The sequence below is a fragment of the uncultured Aureimonas sp. genome, from assembly GCF_913775355.1.
Classification (GTDB): domain Bacteria; phylum Pseudomonadota; class Alphaproteobacteria; order Rhizobiales; family Rhizobiaceae; genus Aureimonas.
On the sequence record NZ_CAJYIU010000249.1, the window covers coordinates 1 to 17,301 of the forward strand.

General features: G+C 70.6%; 19 protein-coding genes. 6 read left to right on the forward strand and 13 right to left on the reverse strand.

Annotated features, from left to right (window positions below; all coding sequences use genetic code 11):
- Positions 1-349 (forward strand): PfkB family carbohydrate kinase (locus QZ753_RS14960; RefSeq protein ID WP_294644698.1); only part of this gene is annotated, 349 nt, incomplete at its 5' end.
- A gap of 48 nt (positions 350-397) precedes the next feature.
- On the opposite strand, the gene QZ753_RS14965 is transcribed toward QZ753_RS14960, so the two are convergent.
- Together QZ753_RS14965 and QZ753_RS14970 are read right to left on the reverse strand one after the other, a co-directional pair.
- Positions 398-2,113: an MHYT domain-containing protein gene (locus tag QZ753_RS14965; RefSeq protein WP_294644699.1), complete on the reverse strand. Its 1,716-nt coding sequence runs from the start codon at positions 2,111-2,113 to the stop codon at positions 398-400.
- Positions 2,114-2,359: 246 nt separating this feature from the next.
- Complete coding sequence (locus QZ753_RS14970) at positions 2,360-2,827, reverse strand: Lrp/AsnC family transcriptional regulator (protein WP_294644700.1); 468 nt, start codon at positions 2,825-2,827, stop codon at positions 2,360-2,362.
- 111 nt (positions 2,828-2,938) lie between these two features.
- On the opposite strand from QZ753_RS14970, the gene QZ753_RS14975 reads away from it, so the two are divergent.
- Positions 2,939-3,874 (forward strand): DMT family transporter, encoded by a 936-nt coding sequence (locus tag QZ753_RS14975; protein WP_294644702.1) that lies wholly within the window; start codon positions 2,939-2,941, stop codon positions 3,872-3,874.
- 17 nt (positions 3,875-3,891) lie between these two features.
- Here QZ753_RS14975 and QZ753_RS14980 read toward each other — a convergent pair whose 3' ends face one another.
- From QZ753_RS14980 to QZ753_RS15000, 5 genes are all read right to left on the reverse strand, one after another.
- The gene (locus QZ753_RS14980) at positions 3,892-5,139 is read right to left on the reverse strand and encodes an ABC transporter permease (RefSeq protein WP_294644704.1); all 1,248 of its coding nucleotides are present in this window, start codon (positions 5,137-5,139) and stop codon (positions 3,892-3,894) included.
- Positions 5,136-5,813: an ABC transporter ATP-binding protein gene (locus QZ753_RS14985; RefSeq protein ID WP_294644705.1), complete on the reverse strand. Its 678-nt coding sequence runs from the start codon at positions 5,811-5,813 to the stop codon at positions 5,136-5,138. The genes QZ753_RS14980 and QZ753_RS14985 overlap by 4 nt, the downstream gene beginning before the upstream one ends.
- 5 nt (positions 5,814-5,818) lie before the next feature.
- Positions 5,819-6,283, reverse strand: a complete 465-nt coding sequence (locus QZ753_RS14990) for a hypothetical protein (protein WP_294644707.1) — start codon at positions 6,281-6,283, stop codon at positions 5,819-5,821.
- A 69-nt stretch (positions 6,284-6,352) separates the two neighbouring features.
- A complete protein-coding gene (locus QZ753_RS14995) occupies positions 6,353-8,095 on the reverse strand; it encodes an alkaline phosphatase (RefSeq protein WP_294644710.1) in 1,743 nt (580 codons plus the stop codon).
- A 149-nt stretch (positions 8,096-8,244) separates the two neighbouring features.
- The gene (locus tag QZ753_RS15000; protein ID WP_294644711.1) at positions 8,245-8,853 is read right to left on the reverse strand and encodes an NAD(P)-dependent oxidoreductase; all 609 of its coding nucleotides are present in this window, start codon (positions 8,851-8,853) and stop codon (positions 8,245-8,247) included.
- Between the two features lie 133 nt (positions 8,854-8,986).
- Between QZ753_RS15000 and QZ753_RS15005 the strand changes: the two genes are divergently transcribed.
- A complete protein-coding gene (locus QZ753_RS15005; protein ID WP_294644712.1) occupies positions 8,987-9,958 on the forward strand; it encodes a LysR family transcriptional regulator in 972 nt (323 codons plus the stop codon).
- On the opposite strand, the gene QZ753_RS15010 is transcribed toward QZ753_RS15005, so the two are convergent.
- The 6 genes from QZ753_RS15010 to QZ753_RS15035 form a co-directional block, all read right to left on the reverse strand.
- The gene (locus QZ753_RS15010; protein ID WP_367171519.1) at positions 9,904-10,674 is read right to left on the reverse strand and encodes an IclR family transcriptional regulator; all 771 of its coding nucleotides are present in this window, start codon (positions 10,672-10,674) and stop codon (positions 9,904-9,906) included. The two genes, QZ753_RS15005 and QZ753_RS15010, sit on opposite strands and share 55 nt — an antisense overlap.
- Before the next feature lie 35 nt (positions 10,675-10,709).
- Entirely contained in the window at positions 10,710-11,093 is a 384-nt protein-coding gene (locus QZ753_RS15015; protein ID WP_294644714.1) for a RidA family protein, read from the reverse strand.
- A 20-nt stretch (positions 11,094-11,113) separates the two neighbouring features.
- Positions 11,114-11,884 carry an amino acid ABC transporter ATP-binding protein gene (locus QZ753_RS15020; protein ID WP_294644716.1) on the reverse strand — a complete coding sequence of 257 codons (771 nt, stop codon included), beginning with the start codon at positions 11,882-11,884 and terminating at the stop codon, positions 11,114-11,116.
- A gap of 11 nt (positions 11,885-11,895) precedes the next feature.
- Positions 11,896-12,558: an amino acid ABC transporter permease gene (locus QZ753_RS15025; protein WP_294644718.1), complete on the reverse strand. Its 663-nt coding sequence runs from the start codon at positions 12,556-12,558 to the stop codon at positions 11,896-11,898.
- A gap of 5 nt (positions 12,559-12,563) precedes the next feature.
- Positions 12,564-13,226 (reverse strand): amino acid ABC transporter permease, encoded by a 663-nt coding sequence (locus tag QZ753_RS15030; RefSeq protein WP_294644719.1) that lies wholly within the window; start codon positions 13,224-13,226, stop codon positions 12,564-12,566.
- 70 nt (positions 13,227-13,296) lie between these two features.
- Positions 13,297-14,103: a transporter substrate-binding domain-containing protein gene (locus QZ753_RS15035; RefSeq protein WP_294644727.1), complete on the reverse strand. Its 807-nt coding sequence runs from the start codon at positions 14,101-14,103 to the stop codon at positions 13,297-13,299.
- A 142-nt stretch (positions 14,104-14,245) separates the two neighbouring features.
- On the opposite strand from QZ753_RS15035, the gene QZ753_RS15040 reads away from it, so the two are divergent.
- The 3 genes from QZ753_RS15040 to QZ753_RS15050 all read left to right on the forward strand — a co-directional run bounded on the left by QZ753_RS15040 (position 14,246) and on the right by QZ753_RS15050 (position 17,036).
- Positions 14,246-15,304 carry an alanine racemase gene (locus QZ753_RS15040; protein WP_294644721.1) on the forward strand — a complete coding sequence of 353 codons (1,059 nt, stop codon included), beginning with the start codon at positions 14,246-14,248 and terminating at the stop codon, positions 15,302-15,304.
- Positions 15,305-15,407: 103 nt separating this feature from the next.
- On the forward strand, positions 15,408-16,286 hold the full coding sequence (locus QZ753_RS15045; protein ID WP_294644723.1) for an MBL fold metallo-hydrolase: 879 nt from the start codon (positions 15,408-15,410) through the stop codon (positions 16,284-16,286).
- A 153-nt stretch (positions 16,287-16,439) separates the two neighbouring features.
- Positions 16,440-17,036, forward strand: a complete 597-nt coding sequence (locus QZ753_RS15050; protein ID WP_294644725.1) for a tyrosine-protein phosphatase — start codon at positions 16,440-16,442, stop codon at positions 17,034-17,036.
- Positions 17,037-17,301: the final 265 nt, after the last annotated feature.

Genomic DNA, 17,301 nt, shown 5'->3' on the forward strand with positions numbered 1-17,301 from the left:
GTTGGCAGCCCTTGTCGACGTCCTGATCGTCAACGCGATCGAGGCCGAAGAACTGTCGGGGATCGCGGTCGCGGACCTTGCCTCCGCCGCGACGGCCGCCGAGGCGCTCGCCGCCCGCTTCCCCTGCGTCGTCGTCACGGCGGGCGGCGACGGCGTGGCGGGCCGACGCGCGGGCGAGGCGCCGGTGACGCTCCCGGCCCTGCCGGTCCGCCTCGTCAGCACGCATGGGGCGGGCGACGCTTTCGTCGGCGCCCTCGTCGCCTCCCTGGCATCCGGCGACGCCTTCGCCGACAGCCTCGCGCAGGCGAACGAAACGGCGGCGCGGCACGTCTCCGCGCCGAAACAGTAGAACTAGAGGATCGCCGCTGGGCGCAGCCGTGCCGCCGCAAGAGGGCGGCTACTGCGCCGCCTCCGTGGCCTCCGAGGTGCCGTCCCTCGCTAATGGGACAGCCGGACCTGCGAGCGGCAGCGCGAAGCGCCAGACGAGGCCCTCGGGCCCGGCGACGAGGGTCGCCTCGCCGTCGAGTTCCCCCTCGATGCTGCGGCGGATGATCTGGAAGCCGAAGCGGCCGGGCATCGCGACGGCAGTGTCCGCGACGGGTATCTCGCGCCATTCGAGAACGAGGCGGGGCGTCCCGGCCGAGGCCGCAAAACCCCAGGACACGTCGACGGTGCCGCCGTCCGCGCCCAGCGCCCCGTGCCGGACGGCGTTGCTGACCACCTCGTGCATCGCCATGCCGATTGCCAGAGCCTGTCGCACGCTCAAGGTGACGTCCTCGCCGCTGAGGCTCACCCGGTCCGGCGCGATGCGGGCGAGCTCGCGCTCCAGGATCTCGCGAAGCCCCGCATGCTCCCAGCCGTGCTGCGTCAGGACGTTGTGGGCGGAGGAGAGCGCGAGGAGGCGCCCCTCGAAGCTGCGGTGGAAGCCCTCGACCGAGGCGGCGCTGCGCGCCGTCTGCCGCGACAGCGACTGGACGGTCGCCAGCGTGTTCTTCACGCGGTGGTTCAACTCGTCCACGAGCAGCCGCTGGCGGCGCTCGCTGGAGACGATCCGGTCCATCGCCTGACGCCGGTCGGTGACGTCGATCACGACACCGACCATGCGGGTCGGCCGGTGCCGGCCGTCGCCGACGACACGTCCCCGCGCGTTCAGCCACCGGTCGCCGCGCACGATCGGATATTCGACGTCGTAGTCGGCACCCGTGTCGATCGCCTCGTGCAGGCGCGCGACGACCTCGCTCCGGCTGCCCGGCGAGATCTCGTCGAGGAGGTCGGCGTAGACCGGCGCTCCATCCGCGGCGCTGCCGAGGATCGCCTTGCCGCGTGGCGACAGGTGGAGGCGCCAGTTCGCCAGATCCAGCTCCCAGTAGCCGACGCCGCCGGCATCGAGCGCCGCCAGGATGTTCACGCGCTGGTCGTGGAGCGAGGCCATCAGCGCGAGGAAGAGGATCAGGACCGTCGTCCCGGCCACCCCGAAGGCCAGCGGATAGGGCGGCGGCCCCGGAATGCCGGCGGCCGCGCCGGGAACCGGCGTCAGGTTGAGCGCGGCCATCGCGGTGTAGTGCATGCCGACGATGGCGAGCCCGAGGATGCCGGCGGCGGCCGCGCGCGACCACCCCCGCTGCTCGCTGCGGGCGACAAACAGCGCGGCGGTCGACGAGGAGACGGCGACGGCGAGCGACAGGAGGACGAGCAGCGGATCGTAGCCGAGCACCGCGGCGGTCCGGAGCGCCGCCATCTCGACATAGTGCATGGCGCAGATGCCCGTCCCCATCAGGACGGCGGCCCCGACGACATGCCGCCGGTCGGAGCGCTCGGACGCCGCCACCTTGAAGGCGGTGCCCGTCGCCCCGATCGCCAGCGCCAGCGACACGAGCGTGAGGATCGGATCGTAGCTGACCGCCGAGCCGGGATCGAAGCCGAGCATCGCGACGAAATGCATCGACCAGATGCTGAGCCCCATCGCGAGCGCCGCGGCCACCAGCCAGCCCGTCCGCGCCCTGCCGAAGTTTCCCGACACGCGGTCGAAGAGGTCGAGGGCCGTCCACGAGCCCAGCACCGCGATCACGATCGAGAGGATGGCAAAGAGCGGGCTGTGGTGGGCGTGGACCATGCGCGACGACTTCTTCGGCTCCGGCCCCCGACGCCGGGAGCCCATGGGTCGGGGTTCGAGGTTTCACGGCGCCGCCGCCCCTTCGCGGGCGAGGCGAACGACGCAGCGATATAGAGCATCTCCGGGTCGAGGGTTAGAAGGGCGATCGACCGCGAAAGCAACCGTCTCGTGCGACTCTCCCCACTCCCTCGCGAGCCTGCGGCGGTCTCCCGCTTGGAGCGCCCCGCCGAGCGACGCCCGAAAGCGTCAGAGCGGCAGGCTCGAGGTCACCTTCACTCGGTCGAGCACCACGATGGTGCGGTAGGAGCGGACCATCTCGTTGTCGGCGAAGAGCCGGGCGGTCCGCGTCTCGTAGTCCTCCATCGAGGGCACGAGGAGGACGAGGATGAAGCCCGCCGTCCCGGTGACGCAGTAGCACTGCTGAACCTCGGGCGCGTCGCGGAAGAATCGCTTCACGGCCGAGACCGTCGCGGAGCGGTCGTTGGTCAGCGTCACCTCCACGAGGACCGTGATCGGGAGCCCGACCGCGACCGGATCGACGATCGCGACCGTCCGGCGGATGACCCCGTCCCGCTCCATGCGCGCGATCCGCCGCTGCACCGCGGGAGCGGACAAGTGGACCGCCTCGGCGATCTCGCGCTGCGGGCGTGCGGCATCGACCTGTAGGAGCCGCAGGATCGCGCGATCCTGTTCGTCGAGCGCGTGAGCGACCATTGCGTCCTCGTCCCCTTTCGCAAGCGAACCATGCGCCTGAACCGCCTTGAACGAGCCATTTACACGCTCGTGCCGAGCTAGACTTGCGCCGAACGGATTTGGACGAACACCATGGATCTTCGCAAGCCGATCGATGCCACCGCCGCCGCCTCGATGGTGGTCCTGTGCGCCCTGTGGGGAACGCAGCAGGTCGCCATCAAGCTCGCCGCACCCGACATGGTCCCGGTCCTGCAAGTCGGCCTGCGATCGGGTCTGGCGTCGCTCCTGGTGCTCCTCGTCGTCGTCCTGCGGCGGGAGCAGCGGTTCCTCGTCGGCGACGCGTGGCGGCCTGGTCTTCTCGCGGGCGCCTTGTTCGGGCTGGAATTCGTGCTGTTCGCGCAGGGGCTCCTCTTCACCTCCGCCTCGCACATGTCGATCTTCCTCTACACGGCGCCGGTCTTCGCGGCGCTCGGCCTGCATCTGCGCCTGCCGGAGGAGCGTCTTGCGCCCCTCCAATGGATCGGGATCGCCATTGCCTTCGGCGGGATCGTCCTGACCTTCGCGGGGCGCGGCGGGGGGCCGGGCAGCGACGCCGCCTGGATCGGCGACCTCCTCGGGATCGCGGCCGGCGCGCTGTGGGGCGCGACGACGATCGTGGTGCGCACGTCCCGCCTGTCGCGGGCGCCGGCCGCCGTCACGCTGTGGTACCAGCTTGCGGTCGCCTGCGTGATCGCGCTCGGCTCGGCGCTGTGGTTCGGGCAAACGCAAGTCGGTGCGTCGGCGACGCTGTTCGCGAGCCTCGCCTACCAGACGGTGATCCTTTCGACGGTCAGCTATCTCGCGTGGTTCTCGCTCCTGCGCGTCTATCTCGCCTCGCGCCTCGGGGTCCTGTCGCTCCTGACGCCGGTCTTCGGCATCGGCTTCGGCATCCTCGTCCTCGGCGACCGCCTGACCCCGGAGTTCCTGGCGGGCGCCGCCCTCATCCTCTTCGGCATCGTGCTCGTCAGCGGGCGCGACCTCGTGGTGCGCCGCGCCACGCGCCCGCCGGCCGCGGCGCGCTCGCGCTGACGCGTCGTCCGGTCCCGTCAGGCGCGCAGCGCGCTGGCGGGCGACTGCCGATAGGTGAGACCCGCCGGAACCAGCGCCACGAGCGCCACGGCCGCGAGCAGCGCGAGAAGCGTCGACAAGTCCTCCGGCCGCAGTTCGACCGGAAACGCGATGCCGCTCGATCCGCCCGCCAACCGGGCCAGCGTCAGCGCGGCGAGAAAGCCAATCGCGAAGCCGAGACAGACGCCAAGACCCACCATCGCGACGATCTCTGCCCAGACGATCAGGAAAACGGCGCGACGCGGGGCCCCGAACGCCCGCAGCGCGCCGATCTGGCGGCGGCGCTGCAGGACATGGACGACGATCACGAAGAGGATCGCCGCGCCCACCAGCCCCTGCGCGCCGTAGGCGACGACCTGAAGCACGGTGCGCGCGTCGCCGAGCGTGCCGTAGAGCCGCGTCAGGACTTCGGCCGGAAAGACCGCGAGCGTGCCCTCCTGGCGATAGGCCTGCCGCAGGGCATAGGCCGCGGCGATCGTGCGCGGCTTGACGACGATCGCGGGAACGCCCGGCGCTTGCCGTCGGTCGAGCGCCGCCGGGTCGACAGGCCGGTCGAGATCCGGGCGATGCTCCGCCGTCCCGGCCGGGCTCCCGGCGTCGCCCTCGTGCTCCGCCTCGTCGCCCGCGTCATGGTCGTGCGCGGCCCAGACGGCCTCGATCGGCACCAGGATCGCCTTGTCCCAGGCGGTGCCGGTCGGCTTCATCCGGCCGACCACCTCGTAGGAGACCGCATCGTGCGGATGGCCGCCGTCGGACAGGCGCCCGTGCAGCGGCTGGACATGCGTGCCGATCCGGCGCTCCACGGCGGCGCCGACCACGGCGTCGCGCAGCCGCTGGAACCCGCGCCCCTCGCCCAGCCCCCCGAACGCTTCGACGATCTCGGACGTCGTCCCGACCACCGGATCGTCGCCGGCAAAGTCGCCGAAGCCGACGGGCGCCGCGAAGGCGACGCGCGGATCGGCGCGCAGGGCCGCGAGCACCGCCCCCGGCAGGAGCGGTCGGGGGGCCGGCTGGAGGAAGACCGAGGACAGGACGAGCTGCGTCTCGCTGCCCGGCGCCCCGACCACGAGATCGAAGGCGGCCGCCGCCCGCGCGCTGCCAAGCCGCACGGCGCGCTCGCTGAGCGTGACGCAGACGCCGAGCGCCGAGGCGAGCGCGATCAGGAGCACGACGGCCAGGACGCCCGCGGCATGGCGCCGGATGTCGGCCCAGATGAAGCCGATCATGCGCGTGCCCCGTCTGTGAGGCGTCCGTTCGCAAGGCGAAGGACACGATCCATGCGCGAGACGAGCGACGGATCGTGGGTCGCGACGATCAGCGTGAAACCGGTCTCGGCACCGAGTTCGAGTAGAAGGTCCGCGACCGCCCGTCCGGCCTCGGCATCGAGGCTTGCGGTCGGCTCGTCGGCGACGAGGATCGCCGGACGCCCGGCGAGCGCGCGCGCCACCGCGACGCGCTGCATCTGACCGCGCGACAGCGTCTCCACCCGCTGGCCGAAGCGCTCGATGCCGAAGCGGCGGAGGAGGCGCTCGCCCGTCTCCCGCACGTCGGCGAGCGGCAGGGCGCGCGACAGGCGGTGGGGCAGGAGCACGTTGTCGATCGCCGACAGGCCCGCAAAGAGATGGAAGTCCTGCATGACAAGGCCGACATGGGCGGCGCGCCATCGGTCCCGCCGCGCCTCGCCGAGCGCCGCGAGGTCGGTGCCGCCCCAGCGCACGGACCCCGCGCGCACGCGCTCGAGGCCCGTCACGGCGTTGATGAAGGTCGTCTTGCCCGATCCCGAGGCGCCGGTCAGCGCGACGCGCGAGCCCGCGGGCAGATCGAGCGAGGCGATCTCCAGCGCCGGCGCCTCGAGGCCGGGGAAGCGGACGCAGAGCGCCTCGACAGAGAGATCGGGCACCGGGCTCAGACCGAGGCGAAGCTGGCGTCGACGATGCGCAGCAGGCTGACGAAGCCGGTCTCGGGATCGGTCCACGAGCCGACCTCGAGCCGGCCGGACACGTCGATCATGCGGTTCGCCTGCTCGAAGGTCTGCTTCCGGCCGAGGTAGACGACCACGATATTGGCGGGCCAGTCGGCGTCGGACGAGCAGAACGGGCAGATCGACATCGGGATTTCCGTCAGCACGAAGAACGCCGCCTCGGCCTTCAGCGGCGGCGCCATGAAGCCCTGCATCGCGACTTCCTGGCCCGCGAGCGCCTTGGTCTTGTCGGAGAAGGAAAGGCCGAGGACGCCGATCTTGCCGTAGAGCTCCTCGAAGCCGAGGCGCGCGGCGGCACGCGCCGCACGCGGGACGACGGTCGCAAGGCCGAGCGCGGCGAGCGCGCCGCCCAGCATCGTGCGGCGGGTCGGATCGAAGCGTGTCACCATCAACCTCCGTCAACGCAGCGGGCCCCGGCGACGCGCGCCGGAGCCCGGAGGGTTCGTGCGGCTCGGCCGTCAGTTCGACTGCGGCGCCAGCGCGAAGGCGTCGGCGAGGACGCGGTAGACGTCGCTCTCCTCCATGTAGCCCTTGAACTCCTCGGCGCCGGGACCGGCGGCCTGGAGCACCACGTCGTCCACCGCGTGCACCGCCGTGTCGGCCGAGCGCGGCAGGTTGCCCTCGCGGAAGACGGCGCCCGGCACGGCCTTGTAGGCCTCGTTGGCGACGTATTCCTTCTTCTCGTTCTGGACCGCCGGCTCGAACGGGCCGTCCATCTTCGGGCGGAAGGTCTCGTAGTAGTCGGGATAGTCGGCCGAGAAGATCGCGAGGCGGCGCGAGACGTCGACCGTGTCCGGATAGCCGTCGCCGTCCTTGTCCTCGTAGTTCGGGAAGCCGGCGTCGGCATAGACGCCGACCTTCTCGCGCATCTCGGGACCCGGCTTGTCGTCGTCGATCGTGCCGACGATCGAGATGCCGTGCGTGTGGTCGGCCGTGGTGACGATCAGCGTGTCGGGATGGGTCCGCTGGAACTCGCGCGCGACGCCGACGGCCTTGTCGAACTCGATCGTGTCGATGATCGAGCGCTCGAAGTCCATCGGATGCGAGGCCTTGTCGATGCAGGACCCCTCGACCATCAGGAAGAAGCCGTCCGGGTTCTTGGACAGCCGGTCGAGCGCGACCTCGGTCATCTCGACGAGGCCCGGCTGGTTCGGGAACTTCGACACGGTGCCCTTCTTCAGGAAGCCGCGATCGAGCATGAAGTCCATGTTGCCGGTGTGGAACAGGCCGAGGAGCTTCGCCTCGTTCGCCGACTTGGCCGCCTCCAGCTCGGTCTTGTCGGTGGCGAGCGCATAGCCGGCGTCCCGGAACATCCGGACGTAGTCCTTGTCGTCCTTGCGCTTGGAGCCGGGCGTCGACTGCGGCAGGAAGTAGGCCGATCCGCCGCCGAGCAGCACGTCCGGCTTCACGTTGAAGATCATGTCGACGATCTCGGGCTTGTCGGCGCGCTTGCGCGTGTGCGCCATGACGGCGGCGGGCGTCGCGTCCTCGACCTCGGAGGTGACGACCACGCCGACCGACTTCTTGGTCGTGCGGCGCAGCGCCTCGGCGATGGTCTCGACCTTCGGGTCGTCGAACGAGTCCTTGCTCCGGTCGGCATAGACGCCGAGCGCGTTGATCGCCGTCTTGTGGCCGGTCATGTAGGCCGACATCGTGTTGGCGCTGTCGGTGGCGATCGAGTTGGTCGAGGAGGTGCCGACGAAGGCCATGTGGTCGAGATCGTCCATCGCGAGGCGCCCGTTCGCCTTGCCCTCGGTCATGCCCTTGGACATGATCCGCGCGCCGGTGCGATTGGCGACCGTCATGCCGTCGCCGAGCAGGAAGATGATGTTCTTCGCCTTCGGCAGGGTCGGGGTGCCGAACACGTCCCAGGTCACGGTCTTGGTCTCGTCGCCGGCCTTGGCTTCGACCTTGTAGCTGCCGGGCACCAGGATATGGCCGCCGCGGATGCGCACGGACGAGGCGTCCGCGCCGTCCTCCTTCTCGATGAACTCGACCGGCTGGCCGAGCACCTCGGCGGCGGGCTTGCCGTTGATCGTGACCGCGACGTCGCCCTGCTTCACGAGCCCCTTGAACTCGACCTTCATGTCGAAGGGCGATCCGGCGAGGATCGAGGCGCGGTCGAGCGGCATGACGGTGGCGGCGTGGGCGGACAGGGTGAGCATGCTGGACAGGGTCAGCAGGCTGAGAAGGCGGCGCATCGGCGATCTCCGGTGAAGTGGATCGACCGTCAGCTAGCGCCTCCCGATAACATTCTCGTGACAGTCGCGGAACGCGTGCGGTCGGCGCGGCCGGCGCGCCCGCGTTCCGAGACTGTCGATCCCGTGACGCAGGAAACCGCGCCTCCGCCTCAATAGCCGACGGTGAAGCGGCGGCGGGAATGGCGCGGCGTCTCGATCTCGTCGGCAAGCGCGATCGCATAGTCCTCGAAGGAGATGCTGCTGCCGGCTGCAGTGGTCAGAAGTTCGTCCCCGCCGAGGCGGAAGGCGCCCGTGCGCTCGCCCGGCACGAAGGCCGCCGACGGGGAGAGGAAGGTCCAGTCGAGGTCCTTTTCCTGCCGCAGCCGGTCGAGGAAGACGCCGCCCTTCTCAGCCTCCTCCCGGTATTCGGCCGGAAACTGCGGCGTGTCGATCAGGCGGACGCCGGGGGCGACCTCGAGGCTCCCCGCGCCGCCGACGACGGCATAGCGCGGCACGCCCGACGCCTTGACCGCCGCGATCAGCTGGTCGGGATCGGTGGCGGTGAAGTGAACCGAGCTGACGACGACGTCATGGCCCTTCAGCGCGTCCACCAGGGCGTCGGTGTCGGAGAGGTCGAGGGCGAGCGGGCTCACGCCCGGCAGGGCCGCGATCTTGCCGGCGTTGCGCGCGATGGCGGTGACCGCGTGTCCGCGCGCGGCGAGTTCGGCGGCGATGCGCGATCCGGCGTTTCCGGAGGCGCCGATCAGGGCGATCTTCATGGGCCTGTCCTGTTCCCCTTGCCTGCGACCGCTGCGGTCGGGCTTCGACGACCAAGGCAAGATGGCAGCCCGCAGATCGACACGGAAGACAGACGATCTTTACAGATCGTATGGCATCGGCAAACAATCGGGCATGCTCGACCCCCGCATTCTCGGCCGCCTCGTCTACTTCGCCGCCGTGGTCGAGACGCGATCCTTCACGCGCGCGGCCGAACGGCTCGGAATCACCAAAGCCGTGGTCAGCCAGCAGGTCGCCCGCCTCGAGGCGGAGCTCGGCACCGCACTCGTCCTGCGCACCACGCGCCGCGTCGAGCCGACCGAAGCGGGGCGCCGGCTCCATGCGCGGGCCGCCTCGATCCTGCGCGAGGCGGGGGACGCGGTGGCGGAGGCGAGCGAGACCGCCGCCGCGCCGCAGGGCACGCTCCGCATCCTCGCGCCCGCCGACTACGGCGCGCTCATTGTCGTTCCGGTGGTCGCCGCCTTCCTCCGTCGCTTTCCCGACTGCCGGGCGGACCTGCGCCTGTCGGATCGCATCGCCGACGTTCTGGCGGGGGAGGCCGACCTGTCGATCCGGGTCGGCCGGCTCGCCGACACCAGCCTTCACGCCCGGCGGCTCGCCACGTTCGAGGAGGTGCTCGTCGCCGCCCCCGGCCTCATCGCCCGCCGGGGCCCGCCCACTTCGCCGGCCGATCTCGGCGCCCTGCCGCTCGTCGTGAACACCGCCCTCCCCAATCCCGCCGCGTGGCGCTTCGAGAGCGGTGAGGGCGCGACGACGACGCACGAGTCATCAGCGCATCTGTCGGTCGACACGGCGCGCGGCGTTCAGGCGGCGATCCTTTCGGGGGCGGGCGCGGGCATCCTGCCCGACTTCATGGCAGCGGCGGACCTCGACAGCGGGCGGCTGGTGCGGCTTCTGCCGGAATGGCGCCTGCCGGGCGGCGGCATCCATGCCGTCTTCGCCGCGTCCCGGCTTCGGCCGGCGCGCGTGTCCGCCTTCGTCGAGATGCTGGCGTCGTCGCTGCGGGGCACCGCGGCGCGGCGTACGCCCCGTCAGGCGAAAGAGGGTTCGAGCGAGACGGCCGCCGCGCCGAGCTTGGCGAGATAGTCGGCGTGGTTGCGCAGGGCATCGGCCTTGGGCGCGACGAGGCAGAGCGTCGCGGCCGCGGTGCCGTCCGGCCGGCGGATCGGCACGGCGAAGCAGTGGGTGTAGCTGTCGACGATGGAATCGAAGGTGAAATGGCCGTCCGCGACGGCCTTGTGCGCCTGCCGCGCGAACTCCACCGGCGCGAGCCAGTCGCCCGAGGGAAGCTGGAAGTCCTCCGCCGGCACGAAGGCGCGGATCTCGTCCTCGCCGAGATGGCCGAGGAGCAGGCGGCCGGACGCCGTCCAGGGAATGGGCGTGCGCTCGCCGACACTCGACGAGATGCGGAAGGGTCGCGAGCCCTCGCGCATCATGGCGACCGTGTACTTGTTGCCGTCGAGGAGGCAGAACTGCGCGGTCTCCTGCGTCTCGGCCGCGAGGCGATCGAGCACCATGGCGACGCGGCTCGGCATGTCGGAGTGGTGGCCGTAGGCCTGCCCGTAGAGGAAGAGGCGTCGGCCGAGGAAGACGCGGCCCTCGGCATCGGCGGCTTCGAGGACATCGAGCCTCACCAGCGCCGCGACGATCTCGTAGATCGTCGATCGCGGCGCGCCCATCGCGGCCGCGATCTCGTTGGGGCGAAGCGGTCTGCCCGCCTCGCGCAGGGCGTCGAGGATATCGAAGGCGCGGTCGAGCCCGCGCGCCCGGCGATTGACGGTCTCCTCCACGCGCACGTCCATCCTCTCGCCCCCGATGCTCAACAGCCTCCCGCGGCTTATTTCCGCTTGAAGGCGACGCAGTCAATCTCGACCTTACAGTCGACCATCATCGACGACTGCACGCAGGCCCGCGACGGGGGCGTCGCGCCGAAATACTCGGCATAGACGCCGTTGAAGCTCCAGAAGTCGCGGGGGTCGTCGAGCCAGACGCCGACGCGCACCACGTCCTCCAGCCCGTAGCCCGCCTCGGTGAGGATGGCGATGACGTTCTCCATCGTCTTCTTCGTCTGCTGGACGATGCCGCCCGGCACGATCTCGCCGTTCTCCATGGCCACCTGGCCGGACACGTAGAGCCAGCCGTCGGCTTCCACCGCGCGGGCGAAGGGCAGCGGCTTGCCGCCGGCGCCGGTCTCGCCGGCACCATAGCGCTTGAGGGTCATGCGTTGCGTGTCCTGTTCTGTCAGTTGAAGCGGGAAGACTGGAGGAAGGCGGCAAGGCGCTCGGTCTTGGGGGCCGCGAACATCTCGCGCGGGTTCCCCTCCTCGCCGATGCGGCCGCCGTTCATGAAGATGACGCGGCTCGACACCTCGTAGGCGAAGCGCATCTCGTGGGTGACGAGGAGCATCGTCATGCCGTCCTCGGCGAGCGAGCGCACGACGGCGAGCACCTCGGCGACGAGCTCGGGGTCGAGGGCGGAGGTCACCTCGTCGAACAGCATCAGGCGCGGGCTCATGGCGATGGCGCGCGCGATCGCCACGCGCTGCTGCTGGCCGCCCGAGAGCTTTGCGGGATACTGGTCCTTGCGCGCGAGCAGCCCGACGCGGTCGAGCCACGTCTCGCCAAGCGCGCGCGCCTCGTCCTTGCCCATCCTGCGCACCAGCGTCAGGCCGAGCGTGACGTTCTCGAGCGCGGTCATGTGCGGGAAGAGGTTGAACTGCTGGAAGGCCATGCCGGTCAGCGCGCGCTGGCGGGCGATCTCCCGCTCGCTCTTGCGGCGGCGCTGGCCGCCCTCGGTGGAGAAGCCGATCTCCTCGCCGTCGATGCGGATCGTCCCGCCCTCGAACTCCTCCAGCATGTTGACGCAGCGCAGCATCGTCGTCTTGCCGGAGCCCGACGAGCCGATGATCGAGATCACCTCGCCCGAGCGCACGTCGCAGTCGACCCCTTTCAGGACCTCGAGCGGACCGTAGCTCTTGCGAAGGTCCCGGATTTCCAGAAGGTTCGCGGTCATCGGGGCGCCTTTCACGCGACGCTCACGCGGCGTTCGACATATCGGCCGAGACGCTCGATGGCGAAATTGACGAGGAAGTAGAGGAGGCCGGCGAGGAGATAGAACTCGAGGCTGTGGAAGGCGCGGCTGATGACCTCCTGCGTGCGCAGGAGAAGCTCGGCGACGCCGATCACCGAGAGGAGCGTCGAGGCCTTCACCATCTCGGCCGCCGTGTTGATCAGCGGCGGCAGGGCGAGGCGCAGCGCCTGCGGCCCCAGCACGTAGCGGAAGGTCTGGCCGAAGGTGAGGCCGATCGCCTTGGCCGCCTCGGTCTGCCCCTTGTGCAGGGTCTCGAGGGCGCCGCGCGTGATCTCGCCGACATGGGAGGCGCAGAACAGGGTCAGCGCGAGGACGCCGGCCTGGAAGGCGGACAGGTCGAGCCCGACCGTGCCGAGGATGTAGAAGCTCGCGAGCACCAGGACGAGGACCGGCGTGCCGCGGATGACGTCGGTGTAGACACGCGCGAGGAGGCGCACGGCGCGGTTGCCGTAAGTCAGCGCGAGGCCGAGAAGCGTTCCGATCACGGTGCCGCCGAGGATGGCGAGCACCGAGATCGCGACCGTGGTGCCGAGGCCGTAGAGGAGCGGCCAGCGCGCCAGCCAGACGATCTCGAGGAAGGTGGGAGGAGCGGTCACGGGGCTTACCTCGACACGGCGAGCCGCGCCTCGACGCGGCGCAGGAGGGCGGCGAGAATCGAGCAGGTCGCGATGTAGAGGCCGCTCGCCACGATCCACGTCTCGATGACACGGAAGGTCTCGACGTTGATCTTGCGCGCCTCGAAGGTGAGTTCGGGCACGGCGATCGCGGCGGCGAGCGAGGTGTCCTTGAAGAGGCCGATGAAGGTCGAGCCCAGCGCCGGCAGCACGGCGCGCAGCATCACCGGCAGCACGATGCGGCGGCGGATCTGCGCTTCCGTCAGGCCGATGGCGAGCCCCGCCTCGCGCAGGCCCTTCGGCACGCCGAGGAGGCCGCCGCGAAACACCTCGGCGAGGTAGGCCGCCGAATAGAGCGCGAGGGCGAGGACGAACGAGCTCTGCTTCGACAGGCGCAGCCCGAGCTGGGGCAGCGCGAAGAACGAGAACAGGACAATCACGAGAAGCGGCAGGTTGCGGAACAGCGTCACGTAGGCGCCGGCCGGCAGCCGCAGCGCGGGCGACCGGCTGACCCGGCCGAAGGCGAGCACGAGCCCGAGGGCGCAGCCGATACCGATGGCGACGACCGCGAGGACGAGGCTGAGGCCGAGCCCCCACAGGAGATCGTCGAAGCTTCGCCAGACGGCGTCGAAGTTGAGGGTGTATCCCATCGGGATCGCTCGCATCGTAGGGGAAGGAGGTGGCCCGGGCGACAGGGCCTGGACCGCCGGACGGGCCGCCTTACTTGAACTCGACCGGGAAGCCGATCGCCGGAGGCGGCAGATCCTTGCCGAACCACTTCTTGAACGAGGCGGCATAGGTGTCGAACTCGACGCCGGTCATCGCCTCGTGGAGCGCGGTGTTGACGAAGTTCAGCCAGTCCTGGTCGCCCTTGGCGACGGCGCAGGCGTAGGTCTGCGGGCTCCAGCCGTAGCCGGCGTCCTTGTACTGGCCGGGGTTCTGCGTGACGTACCAGGCGATCGAGGACTGGTCGGTCGCGGCGGCATCCGCGCGGCCGGACTGGAGCGCCTGGTAGAGGAGGTCCTGCGCCTCGTACTGGTCGACGGTCGCCTCCGGCAGCGCCTTGTGGACGAGTTCCTCGGCATAGACGTTCTGGAGCACCGCGATGGTGACCGACGAGCCGGCCGCCTTCAGCGCGTTGTAGTCGGCATACTGGCCGCCCTCCTTCAGCATCAGGCCGACGCCCTCGCGGTAGTAGGGGATGGTGAAGTTGACCTGCTGGGCGCGCTCGCCGGTCACGGTCATGAACTGGCAGGTCATGTCGACCTTGCCCGTGGTGATGTTGGGGATGCGGGCATCCGACGACTGGTTGACGAACTCGACCTTCTCCGCGTCGCCGAAGAGCGCCTTGGCGACGATCTTGGCCATGTCGACGTCGAAGCCCTGCAGGGTGTCGGACGCGTCCTTGAAATGCCAGGGCGCGTTGGTCGAGCCGGTGCCGACCACGAGCTTGCCGCGCGCCAGAACGTCGTCGAGCTTGGCGGCCTCCGCTCCCACGGTCAGACCGGCGACGGACGCGGTCGCCATGAGCCCCAGCACTACAGCCTTCACAACCATTGCCATTCTCTCCATCGCCGATGTCCGTTGTAATGAACATTTGACCGCAACAGCGGATTGCCTTATCAGTGGACATGCCTCGATATTTGTCAACAGGCTTGCGGGAGGGATCGTGACAAGCGAACCGGAGACACCGGCGGTGGTGGTCGATCTCGACATCGCGCTGCGAAACATCGCGCGGGCGCAGGCCCATCTGGCGGCGCAGGGGCTGGCCGTCCGGCCCCACATCAAGACCCACAAGCTCGCCCGGCTGGCGCGTGCGCAGCTCGACGCCGGCGCGGTCGGCATCACCTGCCAGAAGATCGGCGAGGTCGAGGCGCTCCTCGACGAAGACCCCGCGATCCCCGACGTCCTCCTCACCTATCCGGTCCTCGGCCCGGCCAAGCTCGAGCGGCTGCGGGCGCTGGCGCGTCGGGTGCGCCTGTCGACCGTCGCCGACAGCGACGCGGTGGTGGACGGCCTCGCCGCCGCCTTCGCGGCCGAGCCGCGACCGCTCGCCGTTCTCGTCGAGTGCGACACCGGCGGGCGGCGGTGCGGCGTGCAGACGCCGGCTGACGCGGCACGCCTTGCGCAGCGCATCGCGAAAGCACCGGGCCTCACCTTCGGCGGCCTGATGACCTATCCCCTCGCCGGCGGCCGCGACGCCGCCGCAGCCTTCCTGGCCGAGGCCAAGGCCGCGATCGAGGCGGATGGCTTGACGGTGCCGGTGGTCACGTCCGGCGGCACGCCCGACCTCTGGCAGGTCGCGAGCGACGGCGTCGTCACCGAGTACCGGCCGGGAACCTATGTCTACAACGACCGCTCGCTGATCGCGCGCGGTGCGGCCGAGCTTGCCGACTGCGCGCTGCGCGTCGTCGCGACCGTCGTCTCCAAGCCGACGCCGGGGCGCGCGATCATCGACGCCGGGTCGAAGGTGCTCACCTCCGATCTCCTCGGCCTCGAAGGCTACGGGATGGTGGTCGGGCTGCCGGGCGTCGCGATCGACCAGCTATCGGAGGAGCATGGCCGCCTGACGAGCGCCGAGCCCATTCCGCTCGCGGTCGGCGACCGCGTCGAGATCGTCCCGAACCATGCCTGCGTCGTCACCAACATGGTCGACGCGGTCCATGTCCGCCTGCCGGACGGCACGCTCGAGCTCTGGCCCGTCACCGCTCGCGGCCGCGTGACCTGACGCCTCCGGCGAGCGCGTCTTAAGCAGCGGACGTTGCCTTCCCGCCGCCATCCGGCGCATCGTGCCGCGTCGGCCGGGTGGCGGCCTTCAAGGAGGATGGCCCATGAGCGGCGAGATCGAACTGGCGAGCTATCCCGGCCTCGACGCGCGCATCCAAGTGCTGCGGCTCGGCACGGTCGTCGATGCGGTCTTCGTGCGGACCGAGCGCTTCGACGTCCTCGTCGACACGCTGGATACGCCCGGGACCTGCCGCACCGCGCTCGATCTCGTGGGCGCCGGCGGCGACCGGCCGCTCGTCGTCGTGAACTCCCACATGGACTGGGACCATTTCTGGGGCAACGCAGCGGTGGCCGGTCACTCCATGATCGTCGCCCATGCCGGGGCGTCTGAGCGCTTCCGAAACGGCAGCGTGCACGAGGTTCTGGCGCGCAAGGCGTCCGCCGAACCCCGTTTCGCGACCGTCGAGTTGCATGCGCCGACCGTCACCTTCCCCGATCGTCTGAGCCTCGACGGGGGCGATCTCACGCTCGAACTCCTTCACACGCCGGGCCACGCCCCCGATCATGTGGCGGTGTGGATCCCGCAGTTGCGGACGTGCCTTGCGGTCGACGCCGTCGAGCGGCCGATCCCGAAGGTCTGGAGCGACGACCCGGCAGACCTCCGCGCGCTCGTCGGCTCGCTGCGGCTCATCGAAAGCCTCCGCGCGCGGCATGTCGTTCTCGCGCACGGGCAGACCGACGCGCCGTCGACCGTCGCCCGCAACCTTCGATACTTCGAGACCCTCTTCGAGCGGATCGGACGGCTCGACCGGAGGCTCGTGGTCGAGGAGGACGGCGAACTGCCCGCCGGCCTGACGCTCGCCGACACGGTCGAGGACCTGCCGGCGCTTTCGGCGGACGCGCGGCAATTCTACGAGCGGTTCCACCGGGCGAACCTCCGGGCGACCGTCAGGGCCGTCGGCGAGGGCGCGGGCCCGCCCTGAGGTCGATCGGCGGCGTGCGCCTCGCCTCTTAAAGGGTCGGCGCGGCGCCCGGGGTCGGCCGGGCGCCGGCATTGCCGAACCGTATAGCGGCGGATACGCGCCGGTAGACTTCCGCTGGCAAGGTGGCATCGTTGCCCGCTGCGGAACCTGCCGATGCCAAGCCCCAAGGCGCTCGCCAAGATCCTCGCCCTCGCCGTGCTCGTGGCCGCGGCTCCGCCCGCCACCTACGCGGCGTTCCTCTATGCGACGGACAATGTCCACGAGGTCGTGCCCGGCACGCTCTACCGCTCCGGCCAGCTCGACGCCGGGGAACTGAGTCATCTCGTCGCCGCCAAGGGAATCCGGACCGTCCTCAACCTGCGGGGCGCCCATCCCGGCGCCCCGTGGTACGACCGGGAACGGACCGCCGTCCGCGATCTCGGCGTCGGCTACGTCTCGATCGGGATTTCGGCGGGCAAGGTTCCCGCGATGGCGACGATGGTGGAGATCGCCGACACGCTGCGCGATGCGCCACGGCCGATCCTCGTGCATTGCGAGGGCGGCGCGGACCGCTCCGGTCTCGCCTCGGCGATCTATGAGCTGGCGGTGGCGGGCGAGCGCGCCGACGAGGCGGCCGCGCAGCTGTCGCCGCGCTTCCTGCACTTTCCCTGGCTCGGATCGCGCACCGTGGCGATGGATCGCGCCTTCGCGCTCTTCACCGCGAACTGGACGCCGGCCTCGGATCGCCCAGTGCGCAACGCCGCGAACTGACGAGGACGGCCGCGCCTTCCGGGACCGTCACGACCGTCATCCCGGCGGGCGCGCCGGGCGGACGTCAGGGCCGTCGGCCTACATCAAGTATGCGCGGAGGTGCGCCGGAGGAAGCCCGGCGCCGGAACCGCAGCTCCGATCACCGCGCGGTTGCGCCTCGCTGCCCAGTCGTCACCGGCGCCGAGTGGACGCCGGTCGGGGCCGTCGCCGCGGCGTCCTCCCTCAGAACTCCTCCCAGCCTTCCTCGACGGCGGCGGCCTTCGGC

Coding starts and splice junctions, on each gene's coding strand:
- QZ753_RS14990 (WP_294644707.1), bottom strand. CDS start 6,283: ATGGTGACACGCTTCGATCCGACCCGCCGCACGATGCTGGGCGGCGCG.
- QZ753_RS15010 (WP_367171519.1), bottom strand. CDS start 10,674: ATGGACGTGCGCGTGGAGGAGACCGTCAATCGCCGGGCGCGCGGGCTC.
- QZ753_RS15030 (WP_294644719.1), bottom strand. CDS start 13,226: ATGGGATACACCCTCAACTTCGACGCCGTCTGGCGAAGCTTCGACGAT.
- QZ753_RS15000 (WP_294644711.1), bottom strand. CDS start 8,853: ATGAAGATCGCCCTGATCGGCGCCTCCGGAAACGCCGGATCGCGCATC.
- QZ753_RS15005 (WP_294644712.1), top strand. CDS start 8,987: ATGCTCGACCCCCGCATTCTCGGCCGCCTCGTCTACTTCGCCGCCGTG.
- QZ753_RS14965 (WP_294644699.1), bottom strand. CDS start 2,113: ATGGTCCACGCCCACCACAGCCCGCTCTTTGCCATCCTCTCGATCGTG.
- QZ753_RS14995 (WP_294644710.1), bottom strand. CDS start 8,095: ATGCGCCGCCTTCTCAGCCTGCTGACCCTGTCCAGCATGCTCACCCTG.
- QZ753_RS15020 (WP_294644716.1), bottom strand. CDS start 11,884: ATGACCGCGAACCTTCTGGAAATCCGGGACCTTCGCAAGAGCTACGGT.
- QZ753_RS14970 (WP_294644700.1), bottom strand. CDS start 2,827: ATGGTCGCTCACGCGCTCGACGAACAGGATCGCGCGATCCTGCGGCTC.
- QZ753_RS14980 (WP_294644704.1), bottom strand. CDS start 5,139: ATGATCGGCTTCATCTGGGCCGACATCCGGCGCCATGCCGCGGGCGTC.
- QZ753_RS14975 (WP_294644702.1), top strand. CDS start 2,939: ATGGATCTTCGCAAGCCGATCGATGCCACCGCCGCCGCCTCGATGGTG.
- QZ753_RS15015 (WP_294644714.1), bottom strand. CDS start 11,093: ATGACCCTCAAGCGCTATGGTGCCGGCGAGACCGGCGCCGGCGGCAAG.
- QZ753_RS15045 (WP_294644723.1), top strand. CDS start 15,408: ATGAGCGGCGAGATCGAACTGGCGAGCTATCCCGGCCTCGACGCGCGC.
- QZ753_RS15050 (WP_294644725.1), top strand. CDS start 16,440: ATGCCAAGCCCCAAGGCGCTCGCCAAGATCCTCGCCCTCGCCGTGCTC.
- QZ753_RS15035 (WP_294644727.1), bottom strand. CDS start 14,103: ATGGCGACCGCGTCCGTCGCCGGTCTGACCGTGGGAGCGGAGGCCGCC.